General features: G+C 58.7%; 16 protein-coding genes and 1 pseudogene. 11 read left to right on the forward strand and 6 right to left on the reverse strand.

Going from position 1 to position 18,359, the window contains the following annotated elements; translation table 11 throughout:
* Positions 1-5: 5 nt before the first annotated feature.
* The 4 genes from FJ979_RS13740 (at position 6) to FJ979_RS13755 (ending at position 3,520) form a co-directional block, all read left to right on the forward strand.
* Positions 6-449, forward strand: a complete 444-nt coding sequence (locus FJ979_RS13740) for a hypothetical protein (RefSeq protein WP_140581527.1) — start codon at positions 6-8, stop codon at positions 447-449.
* A 440-nt stretch (positions 450-889) separates the two neighbouring features.
* Positions 890-1,291 carry a hypothetical protein gene (locus FJ979_RS13745; protein ID WP_140581530.1) on the forward strand — a complete coding sequence of 134 codons (402 nt, stop codon included), beginning with the start codon at positions 890-892 and terminating at the stop codon, positions 1,289-1,291.
* Between the two features lie 113 nt (positions 1,292-1,404).
* On the forward strand, positions 1,405-2,769 hold the full coding sequence (locus FJ979_RS13750) for an MFS transporter (protein ID WP_246678964.1): 1,365 nt from the start codon (positions 1,405-1,407) through the stop codon (positions 2,767-2,769).
* 52 nt (positions 2,770-2,821) lie between these two features.
* On the forward strand, positions 2,822-3,520 hold the full coding sequence (locus FJ979_RS13755) for a glutathione S-transferase N-terminal domain-containing protein (protein WP_140581533.1): 699 nt from the start codon (positions 2,822-2,824) through the stop codon (positions 3,518-3,520).
* 798 nt (positions 3,521-4,318) lie between these two features.
* On the opposite strand, the gene FJ979_RS13760 is transcribed toward FJ979_RS13755, so the two are convergent.
* A complete protein-coding gene (locus FJ979_RS13760; protein WP_140581535.1) occupies positions 4,319-4,561 on the reverse strand; it encodes a hypothetical protein in 243 nt (80 codons plus the stop codon).
* Positions 4,562-4,588: 27 nt separating this feature from the next.
* On the reverse strand, positions 4,589-5,746 hold the full coding sequence (locus FJ979_RS13765) for an integrase (protein ID WP_181171888.1): 1,158 nt from the start codon (positions 5,744-5,746) through the stop codon (positions 4,589-4,591).
* A 1,539-nt stretch (positions 5,747-7,285) separates the two neighbouring features.
* On the opposite strand from FJ979_RS13765, the gene FJ979_RS13780 reads away from it, so the two are divergent.
* From FJ979_RS13780 to FJ979_RS13800, 5 genes and pseudogenes are all read left to right on the forward strand, one after another.
* The gene (locus tag FJ979_RS13780; RefSeq protein ID WP_140499724.1) at positions 7,286-7,585 is read left to right on the forward strand and encodes a DUF1236 domain-containing protein; all 300 of its coding nucleotides are present in this window, start codon (positions 7,286-7,288) and stop codon (positions 7,583-7,585) included.
* A gap of 687 nt (positions 7,586-8,272) precedes the next feature.
* Positions 8,273-8,494, forward strand: coding sequence for a hypothetical protein (locus tag FJ979_RS13785; RefSeq protein WP_140499723.1), 222 nt, complete (start codon positions 8,273-8,275; stop codon positions 8,492-8,494).
* A gap of 633 nt (positions 8,495-9,127) precedes the next feature.
* Positions 9,128-9,574 (forward strand): annotated as a pseudogene (locus FJ979_RS13790) (MucR family transcriptional regulator).
* Between the two features lie 61 nt (positions 9,575-9,635).
* Positions 9,636-9,926 (forward strand): hypothetical protein, encoded by a 291-nt coding sequence (locus FJ979_RS13795; protein ID WP_140499721.1) that lies wholly within the window; start codon positions 9,636-9,638, stop codon positions 9,924-9,926.
* A 135-nt stretch (positions 9,927-10,061) separates the two neighbouring features.
* Entirely contained in the window at positions 10,062-10,265 is a 204-nt protein-coding gene (locus FJ979_RS13800) for a CsbD family protein (RefSeq protein WP_140499719.1), read from the forward strand.
* A 463-nt stretch (positions 10,266-10,728) separates the two neighbouring features.
* On the opposite strand, the gene FJ979_RS33010 is transcribed toward FJ979_RS13800, so the two are convergent.
* The 3 genes from FJ979_RS33010 to FJ979_RS13815 form a co-directional block, all read right to left on the reverse strand.
* Positions 10,729-10,980, reverse strand: coding sequence for an AraC family transcriptional regulator (locus FJ979_RS33010; protein WP_224646664.1), 252 nt, complete (start codon positions 10,978-10,980; stop codon positions 10,729-10,731).
* Positions 10,981-11,573: 593 nt separating this feature from the next.
* Complete coding sequence (locus tag FJ979_RS13810) at positions 11,574-12,950, reverse strand: FAD-dependent oxidoreductase (protein WP_348640417.1); 1,377 nt, start codon at positions 12,948-12,950, stop codon at positions 11,574-11,576.
* Positions 12,951-13,062: 112 nt separating this feature from the next.
* Positions 13,063-13,809: a glucose 1-dehydrogenase gene (locus tag FJ979_RS13815; RefSeq protein WP_140499716.1), complete on the reverse strand. Its 747-nt coding sequence runs from the start codon at positions 13,807-13,809 to the stop codon at positions 13,063-13,065.
* 117 nt (positions 13,810-13,926) lie between these two features.
* Between FJ979_RS13815 and FJ979_RS13820 the strand changes: the two genes are divergently transcribed.
* The gene (locus FJ979_RS13820) at positions 13,927-14,808 is read left to right on the forward strand and encodes a LysR family transcriptional regulator (RefSeq protein WP_140499714.1); all 882 of its coding nucleotides are present in this window, start codon (positions 13,927-13,929) and stop codon (positions 14,806-14,808) included.
* Positions 14,809-15,305: 497 nt separating this feature from the next.
* On the opposite strand, the gene FJ979_RS13825 is transcribed toward FJ979_RS13820, so the two are convergent.
* The gene (locus tag FJ979_RS13825; protein ID WP_210239514.1) at positions 15,306-15,953 is read right to left on the reverse strand and encodes a HipA domain-containing protein; all 648 of its coding nucleotides are present in this window, start codon (positions 15,951-15,953) and stop codon (positions 15,306-15,308) included.
* Between the two features lie 1,128 nt (positions 15,954-17,081).
* On the opposite strand from FJ979_RS13825, the gene repA reads away from it, so the two are divergent.
* Positions 17,082-18,284, forward strand: a complete 1,203-nt coding sequence (gene repA / locus FJ979_RS13830) for a plasmid partitioning protein RepA (RefSeq protein WP_140499712.1) — start codon at positions 17,082-17,084, stop codon at positions 18,282-18,284.
* Positions 18,285-18,359 lie beyond the last annotated feature (75 nt).

Below are 18,359 nucleotides of genomic sequence, written 5' to 3' on the forward strand. Positions count from 1 at the left end.
CTGAAATGAACAAACAGATCGTGAAACAGACCATGTTGTCGCTGGAGACTCGCGACTTCGAGAGTGCGAGAGAAAAATACCTCGAGTATGTCGCGAGCGCCCGGCTTGATAGAAGCGAGCCGATCGAAGATGACGAACAAGCGCAGGCGGAGCTCGCGAGCGACCTGTCCGAAGCCTTCGATGACACCGTTCACTCACATTCCGACAAAATAGATAAGCTCTCCAGGATAGACTTCGGCCCCAAAGGCATGATCGAGGAGGGCGCCGTCGTGAAACTAGGCGGTCGTTATTTCGTCATCGCCGTGTCGACAGCCAAGTTCACATGCGACGGCAATGAGATCATGGGCATCTCCACGCAGGCGCCGATCTACGCTGAATTGGAGGGAAAGCGCGCCGGCGACGAGGTGTCGTTTAATGGCAGAGACCTCGTTATTGAAGAGGTCGCCTGATAGCTTCAACGTGGAAGAAAGCTGCCTTTCGGCATGTCGCTCGCTATCCCCTGCGATAGTCCGCGACGTGCGAGGCGCGACGAATAGGCTGTCGAAAGACGTTTTGCGCCTAGTCCTTTCGATACTCTCCCCACCTGCATCGTCAGATGCCGTAGCAATCTCGTCCCGGGCGCCTGATTTTTCTTGGCGTCCCGACTGACAATGGCGTTGGTGATGCGCCTCTCCGTACCATGACGCGAGACAAGCGGAATGGAAACAATAACAATCAAGCATTTCCACTCGTTCGCACGGCGGCATAGCCTTTCTATGCGTCAACACGGCCTGATCTGAGGCGATTGTATGGAATGCCGGCGATCAGGGGCGGCGAGATCGACATCTGAGATGAATGCGTTTTCATCGGCGTGACGACGCACCCAAGACAAGAGGCACAGGAGTCACCAATGTCGTTTCCCTTCGTCACCAAGTCTATGCACGCCTACCTTATCGATTACCCTGTCGCTGTCGTCTTGATCGCAGCGCCATTTCTGTTGAAGCTTGGCCAGAGCGGACCGATGGCGCTATGGCTTTCGGTTGTTGTCGGAATTGCGGCGCTGATCTTGCCTGCACTGACCGACCATCCCACCGGGCTCGTGCGCATCATACCTTACTGGCTCCACCTTTGGGTCGATCGGGCCGTGGGCGTGGTGTTCATCATCGCACCGTTTGTCTTTAAATTTGTAGGGCTCGACGCCTGGTACTATTGGATTTTAGCGATCGCTGTACTGCTCACGACGTCAGTCTTCAATGCACCCGAGGAGCCGGTCGCGCCGGTCTCGGGGATGGGCACGCGCACGGCGGGCTGAACGCCGCAGCGCCGCCCACATCCCGTCGAGGCTCGAGCGGATGACCGTCGTCTCGCAGATCAACGAGACGGAGGCGCTGTCACAGGCTTCGTCGAGCGACGCGCCATCCACCGATGGTGGATATTACTCAACCGCGTGAAATAGAGATGCACAGCTCGATGCAAAATGGGGCACCCGCGATCAACATTGCACGACCGAGCGCGAACCGCCGGCTGGCTTTCATATCAGCTGTAATATCCTTGGTAGCTTCGTTCGCCGCGGCGGCCGCGCCGATCCCGCTCTACAACATCTACCGGGCGGAAGACGGGTTTACCAACGCCGGAATATCCATGGCCGTCGTCGCATATGCCGTTGGCACGATCAGTGCACTGTTGGCATTGGGACGACTTTCCAATCACGTGGGCCGCCGGCTAGCCGCAGTCTCAAGCCTTGGCCTCATCATGCTTGGCTGTCTGCTATTGTTGAATGTACATGCCATCAGCATCCTGCTGGCCGGCCGGCTCCTGGTGGGGCTTGGCACCGGTTTAGCGAGCAGCAGCCTCACCTCCTACATCGTCGACGCGGCACCGGCCAGACCGGAATGGCTGGCCTCCGTTGCGTCAAGCCAAGGTCCGATGCTCGGTCTCACTGTCGGCGCCATCGTATCCGGTGCCTTGGTCCAGTTTGGTCCTTGGCCGCGCAACGTCATCTACTTGGCCTGCGTCGGCTTCCTGCTGCTGTCTGCCGCGCTCATCGCGATCAGTCCTGAAACAGCAGCGCCGACGTCTGGTGCATGGCGATCGCTATTGCCCCGATTACAGGTGCCGGCCCGTGCCAGGCCTCTCCTCCCTGTCGCCGCAGCGGTATTCCTGGCCACCTGGGCGACAGGCGCTTTCTATCAAGCCTTCGTTCCCGCGCTGGTCGAAGACCAACTCCACACCCGCAGCCCGCTTATCCTCGGATCGGTGTTTGCTGCCTATATGGCTCCCAGCGTCCTTGGCGCGCCCATCGGCGGCCGGTTCACCTCCGCAATGGCCCAACGCGTAGGCATGATCGCATTCCTGGCCGGCATGATCGGTATCATCACAGCGATCAATGCCGGCACGCTGATGTTGTTTATCCTCGCCACCATGGTCGCCGGCGCCGGACAAGGTATCGCAATTAGCGCCGCCACTCGTGGGCTGCTGGATGGCAGCAAGCTTGCCGACAGAGCGCCAATTTTCAGTGCAATCTATCTTCTCTCCTACAGCGGCGCCACCTTCCCGAGCCTGATCTCCGGCAAGCTTTCAAGCACCTTTACAATACCGCAGATCGCCTTGGGATATGGGGGGCTGGCTCTCGCAGCCGCGCTCTTCACTGTATTGCGCGCAAGAAACCCGGTCCCGGACGGGGCCGAGAATAATGCCTGCGTCACCGCGCCGGCTGACAACAAGTCGGTCGACAAGACAATAATAGTCGCGCTCAGCGAAAATAGTTCGCGCTCAGCGAACACGAGCTGAGTGATGGGATCAGTTCCTGCTCGGTTCGGCGCAACTATTTTGGAGACAGAAAGTGACGCTCGATCATCCGATTTTCACACGCTGGCCGGCGCAGCACCCTGACCTGCTGCAACTCTTTTCCCTCCCGACGCCCAATGGGGTGAAGGTCGGCATCATGCTTGAGGAGACGAGACTCCCCTATGAGGAGCACCGGATTGATATCATGGCAGACGAAAGCCACGACCCAGCGTTTCTCGCGCTCAATCCGAACGGCAAGATTCCGGCAATCTACGATCCCAACGGGCCGAGCGGCGCGCCGCTAGCGCTATTCGAGTCGGGCGCCATCCTCCTCTATCTTGCCGACAAGACGGGGCAATTTATTTCGGCCGACCCGAACACCCGCTATGAAACGATCCAGTGGGTTATGTGGCAGATGGGCGGAGTCGGACCCATGTTCGGCCAGGTCGGGTTCTTCAACAAGTTCGCTGGCAAGGAGTATGAGGACAAGCGTCCACGCGACCGCTACGCAACTGAATCGGCAAGGCTCCTACGCGTCCTCGACAATCGGCTCGCAGGTCGAGACTGGGTGATGGGCCCTGACTATACCATCGCCGATATTTCGCTGCTCGGCTGGGTTCGCAATCTTATCGGCTTTTACGAAGCTCGCGAACTCGTCGGCTTCGACCACTTTCCTCACGTGCAATCGTGGCTGGACCGTGGACTCGCACGTCCGGCGGTCCAACGAGGGCTGCAAGTGACGACTGTTGATTAGGTCGTGAGCCGTGCCACTGATTCTGGCCGACGGCGGCCTCGCGCTTACCGTTCACTAGAAGGGCCTTCCTCAAGACGCCACCATCTCTCCATTTGTCAAACTCAACACCATAGGCGGACCCGCATCTGTGCAGGTGAGCAGAAGATGATCACCTACGACGTTCCAGTTCTCCAGGATATCGCTGGAGATATAGCGCCAAAGCTCCTCCCCCTTGTCACACATCGAGACGACACCTAGCTGATGAAATGCAAGTATCTGATGGTATTTTTACAGGCTATAAATTGAAAAACACATCCTCAAGCAGATGTGTCTTCTTTAAGATACCCTCCTCCAAATCGACAATGGAGATGGACCTATCATAACAAGACAAACAGTAGCGACCAGCTGGCGATCGCATTACAGATGGGACGTTCGCTTGACTGACAATAATCCCTACTTTGATAGAAGAATCAGCCCCATCCCCGGGCCAAGAGTAAAAGCCCCTTGGCGCCTCTACATCGCCACGAGAAGAACGTTCGGTCCCCGCTGGGCAACGTGGTTCAAAAGGAGATTTTTTGAATCCCACGATCTTAGTGACGCGCTCACCTTCACCGCCCTCCATAAAACTTCCCAGTGATGAGTTTGGCCCCGTCCCAGATCGTCTCAAACTTCATCACCCCATTCGGCCCCGCCAGAACCGACTCTCGGACTACGGTTCCGTTTGCTTGGGTCCGCAGAATATTGCTCGCGTCATTCAGTGCACCTGCCAAATGCACTGTCGATCGACGTGTGGCCGCATTATCAACGAGCCCCACGCTCTCAAGTTGCCTGAGCATTGAGGTTGATCGCTCTACACTGGCCGACGCGGACGTCATCGGCGCCAGGGGGATTGCCATAGACGTTGTAGGCGACAATCGGCCCTTCGATCGGCACGAAGGCGTAGGTCGTGTGCGCATGCGACTGCCAGAGCGGATAGTTCCGGTAGTCGAGTGCGTATCGCAAGCTAATCGGATTGACGAGCATGACCATGGCGGCTCCCTTGCGCCGTAGCGATACCCGCATCCGAACCCCCGAACACGTTTGATGCCGCTAATCCCTGCCGCTCATCAGCTCAGAAAGTAGGCCCCTGCTGGGAAGGGCGGGCCAGGCGCAAGACTTCGATGGCTTTTGTCGCGATCGACCGGCGTCGAGCATCCGTCGTGAAATGGCTTGCTGCTGCAGGCGCAGGTGGTCGCTCAGCAGCTTGTTGCGTGTGATGTAGCCCGCATTGACGCCTGGGATCGAGTGGTTCATCAGCAAGTGAACGTCAAGCTCGGCAACGTCCACAGCTTGGGCGATTGTGCGGAACGTCTGCCGCAGGTCATTCCCCCATTTCGACAGATCGCTACGCTTCTCCTTGTGCTCGATGATGTGACCGCTTTCGCTGTCGGCCGGGAAGAGCCACTCACGCGATTGCTCGCCATAGAGAGCTGTACCAATGCGCATCACTCGAACCAGACAGCAGATCATGGCTCGGGAAAGCGGTATATCGAATGCCTTGACCTCACCACCCTTCGGCCTGGGTATGTGCAGGACACGCGCGCGAAAGTCGACATGCTCGACCCGCGCCTTCCTGATCGCTTCAGGGCGATGTCCCGAGAGCAGCATGAACAGATGCAACTCCCGCCGAACAGGGTTCTTCAAGACCGCGAGTTGGGAGAACCATTGCTCGAGATCCGAAAGACCCAGCGCCGTGTTGCGCCGATGTTCGGCATTCCAGTCTATGGCTGAGACCGGGTTGTCCGCCGGAAGCGTGCGGGCGGCCTTGCGGGCATGATTGTAGACGGCGCGCAGCGTTCGCATGCACCCATTGGCGATATAGGCGCCGTTATCCTTGGTGAGCTTCTCGTGTCGCACAGTCACGAGGGAAGGATCGTTGCCGAGCTTGGAAAGCGGCTCGTCAAGCCAATCGGCTAACAGCCGCTCGATGTGATCGCGATAGTTGTTGATCGTCCCGTCGCTGCGGCCTTTGTTCTTCATATGCCCGTCGCGGTAGCGTTCCCAGGCAATGCGCAGGGTGGGGTTTGCAATCGATGGCAGATCAGCCGCTGCAGCTTCGCCGTCCCGCTTGCGCGTCGACGCGCGAGGGTCAATGCCGTTGGCAATCTTGCCGAGAATGTCCTTCGCCTTCGCCCGCGCCGCACGCGTTGTGAGTTCTCCAACTTCGGCAACCTTCATCCGGACGGAAAGACGCTTGCCCGCCTTCATTCGATCACCCTGGACGACGAACGTTTTTTCCGTTTGCCCACCAGCACCATGAAGCCCGGCAGGTCGGTGTCCCGAGCAAAATATTGACCTGAAGACGCCGGCTGGAGGCTTGCGACGGCGCGGTCTGTAAGGGCAAGTCGAAGGTCTGTCATGAAGTTAGTGCGGGATTAGTACGGCAATTGCGTCCTGTTCGATCTGTCTGGATCTGTTGCTTTGTCTACGCCATCATGGCAGCGGAGTACGAAAACCGCAAAAACTTGAATATGTTAGAACCATTTCAATTATACAACGACTGGTATTGGGAAACAACGGGAAAGGCCGTCTGACAAATTCCTAATCTGTGGGTCACAGATTTCGATTCCTGTCGGAATCCATGATTCGAACCTGTGATCCTCTGCCTTCGGAGACAATGGGTTCCATCGCCAAAATTGACTAAGCCGCGTGCCGCCGGTAGTAGAAGAACGCCTCGTCGATAGTGGGTCTCGCGATGTAGCGCTCTACCGACTCGAACCCCCATAGATGCTTGGATCAAGGTTGCACCACAGCGGATCCAGACACCCCGGCCTCCTTCAGAAGCGCGCGCATCTCGACGGGAGCCGCAAGACAGAAAGTTCGAAAAGCTTCTAGGAACCCCAGGCAAATTGGATGCGCTGTGGACAGTTTCGCCCTAGCGGGATCGCTCGACGCCGCTGCAGCAGCCGATTCTGCAAGTAAGTCAAAAAGTTGCCTGAAGTTTACACGAACTTCGCCGCCATCTCATTCGCAGACACTCTGGTTGGCGTGGTTCCAACGAGATACTCACAAATACATAGGCACCCACCTCGAACCGGCGCGTTTCAGTTTCAAAACCGGGCTGAGGCAAATGCCCTATAGCGGGCGCAATTGTTCGTTCATATTCGGTGGCTCAGTACTCAGTACAAGGTAGATTGCGGGGACTAACATCAACCAGCCCCCCATTCCCAGCGCCACCAAAATCGCCACGCGCTCGGTTCGCCTGACAAGGTCGACAATGTTTTCCTCATTCGTCAAAGAAACAGCGTCCAAGAGCCCAGGCGCAGGATCATCGTTGTCATTTGCCGGTTGGTTTGCTTTGCCACTCTCATTGGTTCTCTGGATCGATGTCATTGTCTTTTGCTCACCAAACATACTGAAATAGAGGGCCCGCCAGCCACCGAGGCGGCTTGCGGGTCCTATCAGCACAGGAAGGGACGTAGCTGTGCCGATCCACGACATGTCAGCCAAGGAATATGCCGATCACCAAAAATGTGACGGCTGTCGCGAAAATTGGCGCGAGCAACCAACGCGCTTGGCCAATGCTTTTATCCATCTGCTTTCTCCGAATTTGGAGAAGCAACTACCCTGGCCCCTAAGCCGTTCCGACTAGTCTCAAGAGGTAAGACCATCGCGTTTTGTGATCGGCCTTTGGTCTGGTCAGCGTTCAGACTGAAGTCCGCTAGAGGAACGTTCGGCCTGCCGACGTGTTCAGATGGCTGGCGCGCAGAAAATTTGTGCTGTCGCCGGAACAACAGGAGAAAAACCATGAGGATACACCTTACCAGCACTGCTGCGGCGCTATTGCTTTTGGCCGGCGTCGGCGCAGTTGCGGCACAGGATGTGGTCATCACACCGGAACAGGACACCGTCGTGCGCCAATACGTGAAGAAGCAACCGCTGGCTTCCGTGAACCTTCTCGGACTTGAGCTGAATGTCGGCACGGCTCTGCCGGACACGGTCGAGCTCCATGAGGTTCCCAATGTCAAATACCGATATGTGGTGGTCGACAACCGCACGGTTTTGGTGGACCCGAGCACCCGCAAGATCGTCAAAGTCTACGACTGAGACCTCGAACGAACCCCACAACCCGCCGCCACGTTGGCGGCGGGTTGTGCATGTCGATCGCCATTCAACCGGACAAATGAAAATGATGAACCCTAAAGTCGAGACGTCGCTAGCCCTCGTCGCGCGCCTGGTTGATCTCCAGGCGAGAGAGTACGGTACGGCGCGTACCACTGAGGCCTCCCGAAAGGTCGCGGCATCGGGGATGACGGTCGCGGCCAGATTGCTGGCGACGATCTGATCGCCGCATGGTTCCTGTCGGACCGGACGCCTCGAATGGGTAAACGCTAGGGGTCGGTCTTGTCGCGGCTCCGGATGGCCGGCGCCGCAGAGCTGGTTTGGGTCTATTTCTGCGAGTCGTCGTATGATGTACGAAGCCATCGGTCTGTCACCGATACTGCCCCAAAGTTGCTGCGCCGATACGCACAGTCAGCGGATGTCAAAAAGCCCGCCACTGCGGAAACAGTGACGGGCTTCATGGGAGCCGGCCAGCGGAGGACGATGCTGGCCAAGGGTAGCAACGCTCCCCCAAACCATCAGTTGCACCTAAGCGAACAAGGCCGCCCATCTTTCGAATAGCCGCCTTCGTGCACCAGCACCTTAGCAAGCAATTCCTGTTCACCAGCAACAGCCATGACAGTTCCGTTCGAATTCGGACTTGGCTAGGATCGCCTCGGAGAGATCGGGCCGATGGCAAGTTTCAAAGTTGAGGCGATGAACGGCACGAAGGTGATCAGCACCACCTCAGTGGAAGCCCACAGCCATGTTCATGCCGTTGTGAAGGTCGTCCAGCGACCACTGAAGCCCGGGCGAACATCCGGCAAACCCTGGGTGCGCGTCACCGATCTCGGCACGCGCAAGATCAGTGAGTTCGAATTCGCAAGTTACCGGAACCTCAAGTCTCCAGAATAATTTGCAGCACTAGAGGCCGAGCACTGGATCCAGAAAACCGCGGGATACGGCTGACGCGCTGGGCGGGCTTTCAGGAGCCATCGATGGCCGAATTTGTCGTGGAGGAGTTGACAAGATTGGGGCGCCAAGCGCCATTCAGGCGGCGTCCTCATCGAAGGGTCGACGGTGACGACCGGACGCCAACCCGGTATGATGTCGATACGCGTCACACACGACCAAGGTCAGGTCAGCGACTTTCGCTGATGACCGAATATGATGAAACAGCACGGCAACCGGGCTGCGCCGCTCCTGCCGCGAAATGCGGACCGGCGGTTCGCCGCCGTCAGCATCGTGGAGCGCGCGACGGACATCCGCGTCGCCAGCGTTCGAGATGCGGCCCCTGAACGTCGATTGAAGTGCAGGACTGCCCGCACCGCGACGTGAAGCCGAATTAGGCCGCAATTTCGAGGCTTTGGCGCGATCTTCTGGTCGCCTGGCTTTGCATCATCTTGAGAGTATGACACACCGGGACACCCGCCAGCGCGGTCGTATACGATCGCGCCAATCTACAACCGCAGAACGTTTTGCTCTTTCGCGAATTGCGAAGAGGCAAATCCCAAGTAGAAGGTGCCGAAGCAATAGGAGTTCCAATAATTGCCGGAGCGGACCAATAGTGTCACTGAGATTGTCGAGCTAACCGCGGGTGTTGTCGCCGCATATGTCAGCAACAACCCCGTGCCGGCCGGCGAACTGCCAAACCTCATTGCGTCTCTACACGCTTCCCTGCCTGGTCTGAGCAAGCCTGCCGCGCCGGCAGTTGAGATGCAGGTCCCCGCGGTCAATCCAAAGAAGTCGGTTACTGCGGACTTCATCATCTGTCTTGACGACGGCAAGAAGTTCAAATCGCTGAAACGCCACCTTCGTTACCTTGGCATGACGGCCGATGAATACCGTGCCAAGTGAAAATTGCCAGCCGACTACCCGATGGTGGCGCCGAACTATGCGGAACAGCGGTCCGCTTTGGCAAAGGCGTCGGGTCTGGGGCGGAAGCCGGTCCCTCGGAAGAAACCTCCTGCCAAACCCACGGCCAAAGTCGCCTGACGCGAACTAAATCCTGCCCTTGTACTGGGCAGGCCACCGCCGGTGTGGCAAAAATGGAGCCATGACCCGCGCATCCATTGCCGAAGAGCTTGAGCGTGCCGCCGACCGCATCGCGGACATGCCGCGGCCGGATCTTCAAGTTATCCTTCGCCGCGCCGCCTTGATGCTGCGAAACGTCGCTGGCGTTCCCCTGGAGCCGGCAACAGAAGACGCGCTGAACTCGATCGCCGGAGAGATGAAGATCGGCCGGTCAGATCTCATTCAGATTGTGTTGCGCGAGTGGCTGGAAACCAACGCCTACCTGCCGGTGCGCCAAATCGATGAGGATAGCGAAACGGATGGGAGCGCTTAGAAACTTCCGCAATGATCATCGCGCCGATCAAACCAACGTGCGCCACCATCTTCCCAGCCCGCCTCTCCCGATTATAGCGGAACTCGAGGGCGATATGTCCGTTCTTCCGATGTGTGATTCGAAGGAGAAGCCACGATGGATTGGAACCGCGTCGAAGGAAATTGGAAGCAGGTCAAAGGTAAAGTCAAGGAACAGTGGGGCAAGCTCACTGATGATGATATCGACCGCATTGGCGGCAAACGCGATCAGCTCGAGGGCCTGATCCAGGAACGCTACGGCATCGAGAAGGATCGCGTACGCCGAGATGTCGATGACTGGTATGGTCGGCAGGGCTGGTAGATACCAGGTTATGGAATTAGGTTCCGCTTGTCTCAATCGATCTAGATGGACTTCCGGGATCGAACCAGGGAGACTGGCCTGCGCTTCGCCGCATGCCGCTGCTGGCCCTGTACGGTGCGTCGAGCCGCGCACCACGTCGACCCTTTGCCTCCGCCGAAGCTGAAGCTCTGGAGATCCCAATGGGTTGGTTCTTCCTGCGCCCCTGCCAAGCTTGCGGCGCGCCTTGCGGCGGTAAAGGCCAACCAAATTTCAGCCAGCCAGCGGAAGCCCGCATCCAGTCACGCATCGAGCGACGTGCAATGGCCCGACGCTTATGTTAACGCTCGCCACGCCGTCCTCCATCTCCTCGCGCCCAGCCGCCTTCCAGCATGCAGCCTAAGCTTCGCGTATAACCTTGCCCACCCGCGCCTGCGCCGGCGTTAGATGCCGGCATTTCTTCATGACGGTCGTAAAGTGGCTTTGGCTAGAGAACCCCGCTCACATGGGCGATCTCCGCAATGGCCATGCGCTTGTCGGCAAGCAGTCTCTCCGCCAAGTCGAGCCGCAGATTGAGAACGTAGTGATGCGGCGGCGCCCCGACTGTCCTGGAGAAAGCCCGCACAAAATGAGAGGATGAAAGCCCGCAAACCGCGGCCATATCGGCAAGCGCTAATTTGCGCGAGAAGTTCGCGCTCAGGAATTCCTGCACCCCGGGCATTGCGGGCAGAAAGCCCACCTTTTTCGTTCATCTGTGGATGCGGCGCTGCATCAGTTACGGAAATCCATTCCGGAAAATCATCATTGCGCCGCATCTTCGACCTTGTTACCTCCCGGTGGGAACACCCTGTGGCGCCTCTCAGCTCCCTCACGAAAAACAATTCGTTATTGTTCGATAGTCCACGCATAGCATACGCACATTGGCGATCCAGAGAACCCCGCGCGGTAGCCTTCTCGAAATCAGGTCGAAGAGATATCGACCGCCTCACATCCAAGATCCAGATGCTTGCAACGGTACCTCGGCCGTTACGATAGGCGATCTTTCCCTCTGCGTTGTTGTCGCTATGGCCCTCCGACGTTTCTTTGCAGGAAAAGTCTCGTGGCCGGGCTGCTTCTGATTACAGAACCGTTCAAGGACCGCACCGGAGAACGAACCCGCAGCTTCGAAATACAGATCAGTCCGGGGAGAACGTTGAGGTGCCCGGTTGCATAGTCGGGACCGATCCGATGCAGACCGTTGGCTGCGTCGCTCGAGCGTCAATTTTTAATGTGCAGGTCAGACGCAGACAGATCCCGTCATATCAACTGGACCTGCCTGTGATGTTTTCATCGCTATTGATTCGACCTAGGCGGCACGTTGGAGAAGAGAGCTCCTAGTCCCTCTGCGATCGTCAGGTGCGTGATGACGGCATCGCGAAGCTTCGGGTACGGCAGCTTCGCCAGCATGGCAGTCTGGATGGCAGCCAAGACCTCGCCGGCTTCGGAACCGATCATCGTGAACCCTAGGATACGGTCATCATCCCCGCCCACGACAGCCTTCATGAACCCTTGGGTTTCCTCAGTTGCTTCGGTGCGCAAGACGCTGCTCATCGGCAACTTTGCGACGCGCACGCTGACACCCTGGCGTTGTGTTTCGCCTTCGCTTAGCCCGACACGGGCAAGCGGCGGGTCGGTGAACATCGTGTAGGGCACCAGCCGATCGCGCGTGCTGCGGTTGCCGCCTGCCAGATTGTCCCTGACGATGCGGAAGTCGTCGACGGAGACATGCGTGAACTGCGGGCTGCCGGCGCATTCGCCTAGCGCCAGAACATCAGGCGCGCTCGTCTCCAGCCGCTCGTTGACCCGAATGTAGCCGCGTCCGTCGATTTCGACGCCAAGTTTTTCGAGACCAATTCCGGCAGTGTTCGGCACGCGCCCCGCCGCAACAAGGAGATGGCTGCCCTCCAACGTCGGCTCGCCTGATGAGGTGCGCACGGCCACGCTGATGCCTTCGCCAGAGCGGCCATGCACATTGAGAGGCTCCGCCCCTATAAGGAACTCGATACCTTCGCCAGCAAGAAGCCGACGCATCTCATCGGCGACGTCAGGATCTTCGCGGCCGACGAGTTGAGGACCGGCTTCTATTACGGTCACGCGGCTGCCGAAACGGCGGTAGGCCTGCGCCAGCTCAAGGCCGACATAGCCGCCGCCGAGCACGATCAGATGCGGTGGCAAGACATCGAGCTCCAGGGCTTCGATGTGTGTAAGCGGTCGTGCCGCCTCAAGGCCGGGAATGCTCGGAATGGCCGCATGCGTGCCGACATTGATTGCGACTTTATCACCAACGAGCAGTCGCGTGCCGCCGCCGTTCAAAGCCACTTCGAGCGTCTTTGGCGCCACAAAACGGCCGCTCCCCATGATTAGCTCCGCGCCGCTGGTTTCGTAGGCGTTGAGATGGAAGGCGACCTCCCGGTCGATCATGTCCTGCTTGCGGCGGCGGACCTGCGCCATGTCGGTCACAGCGGGTCCGATGACCGTTCCGAACTCCGCGGCGTGACGGGTGAGGTGTGCGACCCGCGCGCTCCAGAGTTCATTCTTACTCGGCAGGCAAGCGACGGCTGGACAGGAGCCGCCGATCCATCGGCGTTCCACGACCGCAACCTTCTTTCCCGCGCGGGCCAGGTGCCATGCGAGCAGCTTGCCGCCTTGGCCGCTGCCGAGGATCACCACGTCATATTGTTCGGGCTCAGACATGAGTTCTCTCCGTCAGTTCTGGATGAAGGATATGAGGGAGGCCGACTCCAAGACGCTCCCGCAGTGCCGTCGAAGAAAGGCCGGCCGCCTAACGCTGGCCGCCGGAGGCCGTGATGCGTTCGCCTGTCAGCCAGGCGGATTGGTCCGAAGCGAGGAAGATTGCGACGCGCGCAATGTCATCGGGCCGTCCCAGTCGGCCCATCGGCAAGGTTGCTCCGATATTTCTGGCAGTCTCACCTTCGATGCCTGCCACCGCCAGACCCTCGGTCTCGGTCATGCCGGGTGCGATCGCGTTGACGCGGATATTGCGGCCCACGAGCTCGTTGGCGAGCGCCTTGGTGATTGTATCCACCGCGCTCTTCGAGGCGGAATAGATGACCGAATTCGGCACAGGATTGGTGCTCGAAATCGTACTAAGATTGATTACGCTGCCGCCGGCAGGGCCAAAGGCGTTTACGGCTTCCTGCGTCGTTAGGAGGATGCTCAGCACGTTGGTGTCGAACTGGCGATGGAATTCTGCTTCCGTCACCTCCTCCAAAGGGGCGAAGCGGTACACGCCCGCATTGTTGACGAGGATACTGGGCCTTCCGAACGCGGTCTTCGTTTCGGCGAACAGCCGCTTAACGTCGGCGCTCTTGCTTACGTCCGCCTGGATCGCAACGGCCTTGCCGTGGCCGCCCAGGATCTCGCCCACCACCTTGTCGGCATCGCTCTTGTTCGACGCGTAGTTGACGACAACGGCCGCGCCCGCCTCGGCGAACTGCCGGGCGATTTCCGCGCCTATGCCCTTCGATGCGCCGGTCACTATTGCTACTTTGCCCCTGAGATTGTCCATGGTCTTACTCCTTTCAGCTTTGTGAACCGCCGTTGAGTGGCGTGTTGCTCAGGAGTTAAATCATGCGCAAATCGGCGAGTAGCGCTGCCGATCTCATATAATGTATACGTATTCCGTATGAATGATCGGCTCCAGCAACTCGCGATGTTCGTTCGCACGGTGGAAACCGGCAGCTTCTCGAAAGTGGCCCGAGAGTTCGGATTGTCGCAACCCTCCGTCTCGCGGACGGTCGCGGCGCTGGAAGAACGGCTGGGCGTCAAGCTACTCACGCGTACGACCCGCGAACTTTCGCTAACTGATGCCGGCGAGGCGCTGCTTTCCCGGGCGCGCGAGGCACTTGCTGGGATCGAAGAGGCGGAGAGCGCAGCGCGTGGGGCGGATCAGTTGTCGGGGATATTGCGGGTGGCTCTGCCGGCGACTTATGGGGTGCGGCAGATCGTACCGCTGCTGCATGGTTTCTTGGAGCGGCATCCTTTGCTCAAGGTCGATCTCATGATGTCCGACCGCTACGAGAATCTCGTCGCAGAAGGCGCAGACATGGCGCTCCGCCTGGGCAACCAGCCGGACTCCAGTTTCGTGGCGCGTAAACTTGCCGCTAGCCGCCGTTTGTTCGTGGCCGCGTCTACCTATCTCGCACGACGCGGCACACCGACAAAACTCGCCGAGCTTAGTCAGCACCATCTCATTGGCGGTCCCAGTGATACGGGCGATCAGAATTGGACCGCCCATCGCGAAGGCGTTACCGAGGTTCAGCCCGTCAGCCCGCGCGTGCGAACCCGCTCTGCCGCAGGTGCTATCGCTTGTGCGAGCGCCGGCCTCGGTATTGCGATCGCATCGAGGTGGATGTGCGCGGACGAGCTTGTCTCGGGAGCTCTGGTTGAAATCCTTCCTGACTACAGCCTCGAGCCGGTGACCGCCTTTGTCGTGTTCCCCGCCGGGCGACGCCCTTCGCAGAAAGCCCGCGCCTTCAGCGACTATCTGGAGCAGGCACTGCGCTAAAAGGCAGAGTGCAGCCGCTACGCTGAGATCGACTGTTCGCCTGGCACTTTGCCGCCATTGAGAGCCGCTTCTGGCGCGCGTTCAGCACGCGCTGGAGCCTAGGAGCAGATCCGGCGCCTTCATGATAAATCGAGGTCAACCGGCCGAAACGCTGAACTCCTCTTGGCGGCACTTCACGGCCGCTACTGACCCAGCGAGACCTCCTCGCCGGCCTGCATAGGAACCGGTGAACAGGCCGGCCTTCAAGAAGGCCAGAAGCTCGCCCTGCGGTGTCTCGACGAAGATCGGCAAGCTCCGCACGGTCCTTCAGTTTTTTGGACATTCAGCGCTTTCTGAGGACGTCGCGCTCCATCGCGCTGACGCAATGTGGGCGAGCCACTCCTCCGGCAAGAGCGACACGATGAACGGTGGCAAGTTGCCTGGGATCGTCTCGCGAATGAGCAGCGTGCCGCCTGTTCGGTGAGCAGGCTTCCACCGCCTCTCGAAACCGTCATGGATCAGCTGTCCAAGCGAGATCCCGTGCCAGGCAACGAGAAACTCCAATGCGGACTTGTTGCCGGCGATTTGCCGGCGTCGGCCCGCGCCGAAAGATAGCGTTCTGCCCCCTGCCCTTCCCGACACCAGCTGTTCTCACGGGCGAGCGCCCAAACCGCGTCCGCGGCTGCTTGCGGCGATCCAAACTCACCGATGAGACGCACAGCAAGTTGTGCCCGCATCTGCCCGGGTATCGCACTCGCATGCTCGCCGCGCAGCCGGAACGCTTCCAAAAACCCCTGTCGTGGGGACGAAGCATCGGTGCGCAACTCCCCCATGTCATCTCCAACAACAACGCCCATCGTCGACGGGTGGGCTGGCGCCTCATTTTGAATAATCTCGAGGGTGCGTAGGCGGGTGCGCTGGTTGCGTCGCCCGCTGATAAAAAGCCGCCCGTCCGGCGTAGGTCCGAGCAGAATCGCACTTGCCGATGACAGATACGCCGTTGGATAGAGATAACGTGCGATCCGAACGGCATGGTTCAGGATCGTGGTCTCGATGTCATCGGCAGCATCGACATAGATACCGCGAACGAGCTGAACCAATTCGCCTGCTTGCGAGCGCAGATGGGCACGCTTGGGATTTATTGTCTTTCCGGCCAGATGAAGCAAGGAATTATCTCGCATCTCAGATGCGTGATAGTTCCGTCAGGGGGCAAACGATGTCAACGAATATCTCCGAACATCTCTATCTGAGGTCGGTGATAATTCCGCGGACCCAGCAAGAGCAGCCATTCTTCAGAACGGACCTGCGAACCCATTGTCCTAATCGTGCGACTTCACGAGGCCTTCAGAAACTTGGCTCCTCTGACGTACAGCTGTGGCATGGGCCGTTTCAATTGGTCGTGCGCGCATTCGAAAACGCCGAGGCATGTTTGCAAGGCGGGCGGCGGTGCCCGATCCGTGGTCCAGCCCTGACTTGGCTTCTCGTACCGATCCAGCGCAGTCTCGGCAGGCAGACGCAGAGTGCTCCACCGGCGGGGCAACCCCACCTCGCTATCCTCTGCCAATTCGAGAGCCATTCATATCGGCACGTCTAGAGTGCAGGCTGCTCAACGCAGCCGTTCAACTCCTTCTCTCAACGCAACACCGGTCGCGCCGCGATCGACGATTGCGGCCTCTTGAAGTTGCTTGTCACGGCGCCCTTGCGCCTGCGTCGCCATCCGGGTTTGCGGTCGGCAATGGCAGGCAGACTCGACCGGCATCGCTGAAGTCGCAAGGGCAGCCGCCCTGCCCTACCAGGATCGCTGCAATGTGAGCTGCCCAATGATCTCAGTGGCTCGATTTCCGACAGAGCCCTTTACGACATGTAAAACTGGATTCCCGTGGATCGATCGCAATCGGGCGCGCCAATGAGGATCAAAAATTGCAGCGCCCCTGTGCGGTTTGAGCAGCGCTTGGCGGATGGCGTCCGTCAGCGCTGGGCGGGTTGGAACCGCCCTGCCAGGCACCGGTCCGCTTGTGCCACCCTCGACCTTTGACTGGCGCGATCTTTACTGCGGTAAAAACTTGCCCTTGTCGCAGAGAAAACATGCATTTAGCCACGCAGCGGCAGAGTCCTGGGTTCAGACGACAAGCAGCCGCTATGGCGACGATCTCGCTATTCGGCAGTAAGACGCCTGCTGGTGGCGTTAACCTTCTGTTAACCCAAAACTTCTTGCCGGGCTGTCCGAATCGGAGCTTAATGGCGCTTGTTGAATAGTTTCTTCGCAAAAAGCGCCAATTCAGGTTTCGACAAGAATGAATATCGCCATGCGGCTACCACGCTTCGAGTTCGATGACAAAATCCTCGAGCAGGGTGCTGAGATATCGCGACGCCTCAATCAGTTGCGCATGGAGAAATTTCCACCCAACGCGACCAAGACGCTGCGTTCATTTTCGATGGCAGAAGTCGCCCACTATCTCGGTGTGTCGCAAAACAATCTGAAGCGGCTACACCTTGAGCGCAAGGGTCCTTTGCCGGAACAGATGCCTTCCGGGCGCCGCTCCTACACGGCCGCGCAGATACTCGAACTTCGCCATTTTCTGGACCAGCATGGCAGGACCGAGGTCAAGAAGTATGTCCCGCACCGCAAACCCGGCGACAAGCTCCAGGTCGTTGCGGTCGTCAATTTCAAAGGGGGCAGCGGCAAGACAACGACTGCCGCCCACCTTGCCCAGCACTTGGCTCTGACAGGTCACCGGGTCCTCGCGATCGATCTCGACCCGCAAGCCTCGCTGTCTGCTCTGCATGGATTTCAACCGGAACTCGACCGCAACCTCTCGCTCTATGAGGCGATCCGTTACGATGACGAGCGCCGGCCGATCTCCGATGTGATCGTGCCGACGAATTTTCCTGGCCTGGATATCATTCCGGCCAATCTCGAGCTGCAAGAGTACGAGTATGACACGCCGCTCGCTATGCAGGACAAATCCTCCGCTGCCGGGCGGCAGTTCTTCGTCAGGATTGCAAACGCCTTGTCCGAGGTGGACGACCGCTATGACGTGGTCGTCGTCGACTGTCCTCCGCAACTTGGCTATCTGACTCTAACGGCCATGTCGGCGGCGACGTCCGTTCTGATCACCGTTCATCCCCAAATGCTCGACCTGATGTCGATGAGCCAGTTCCTTTTGATGCTCGGCGGCATCTTGAAGACCATCAAAGCCGCTGGCGCGGCGATCGAACTCGATTGGTTCCGCTATCTGATCACGCGGTACGAACCGACAGACATTCCGCAAGCCCAGATGGTCGGCTTCATGCAGTCCATGCTTGCTGGCCAGATCCTCGAAAATCCCATGCTCAAATCGACAGCGATCTCGGATGCGGGCCTGACGAAACAGACGCTCTATGAGGTGGAGAAGTCGTCTTTTACCCGCTCAACCTATGACCGGGCGATTGAATCGCTCGACGCGGTGAATTCGGAGATCACGACACTTATTCACCGCGCCTGGGGACGGACATGACGACGCGGTTTACGGCAGTAAATAGTGGCAATTTTTGCCGTGAATTCAGTCCATTAGCCGCGAATCGGAGCGATT

The organism is Mesorhizobium sp. B1-1-6, assembly GCF_006443035.1.
Classification (GTDB): Bacteria; Pseudomonadota; Alphaproteobacteria; order Rhizobiales; family Rhizobiaceae; genus Mesorhizobium.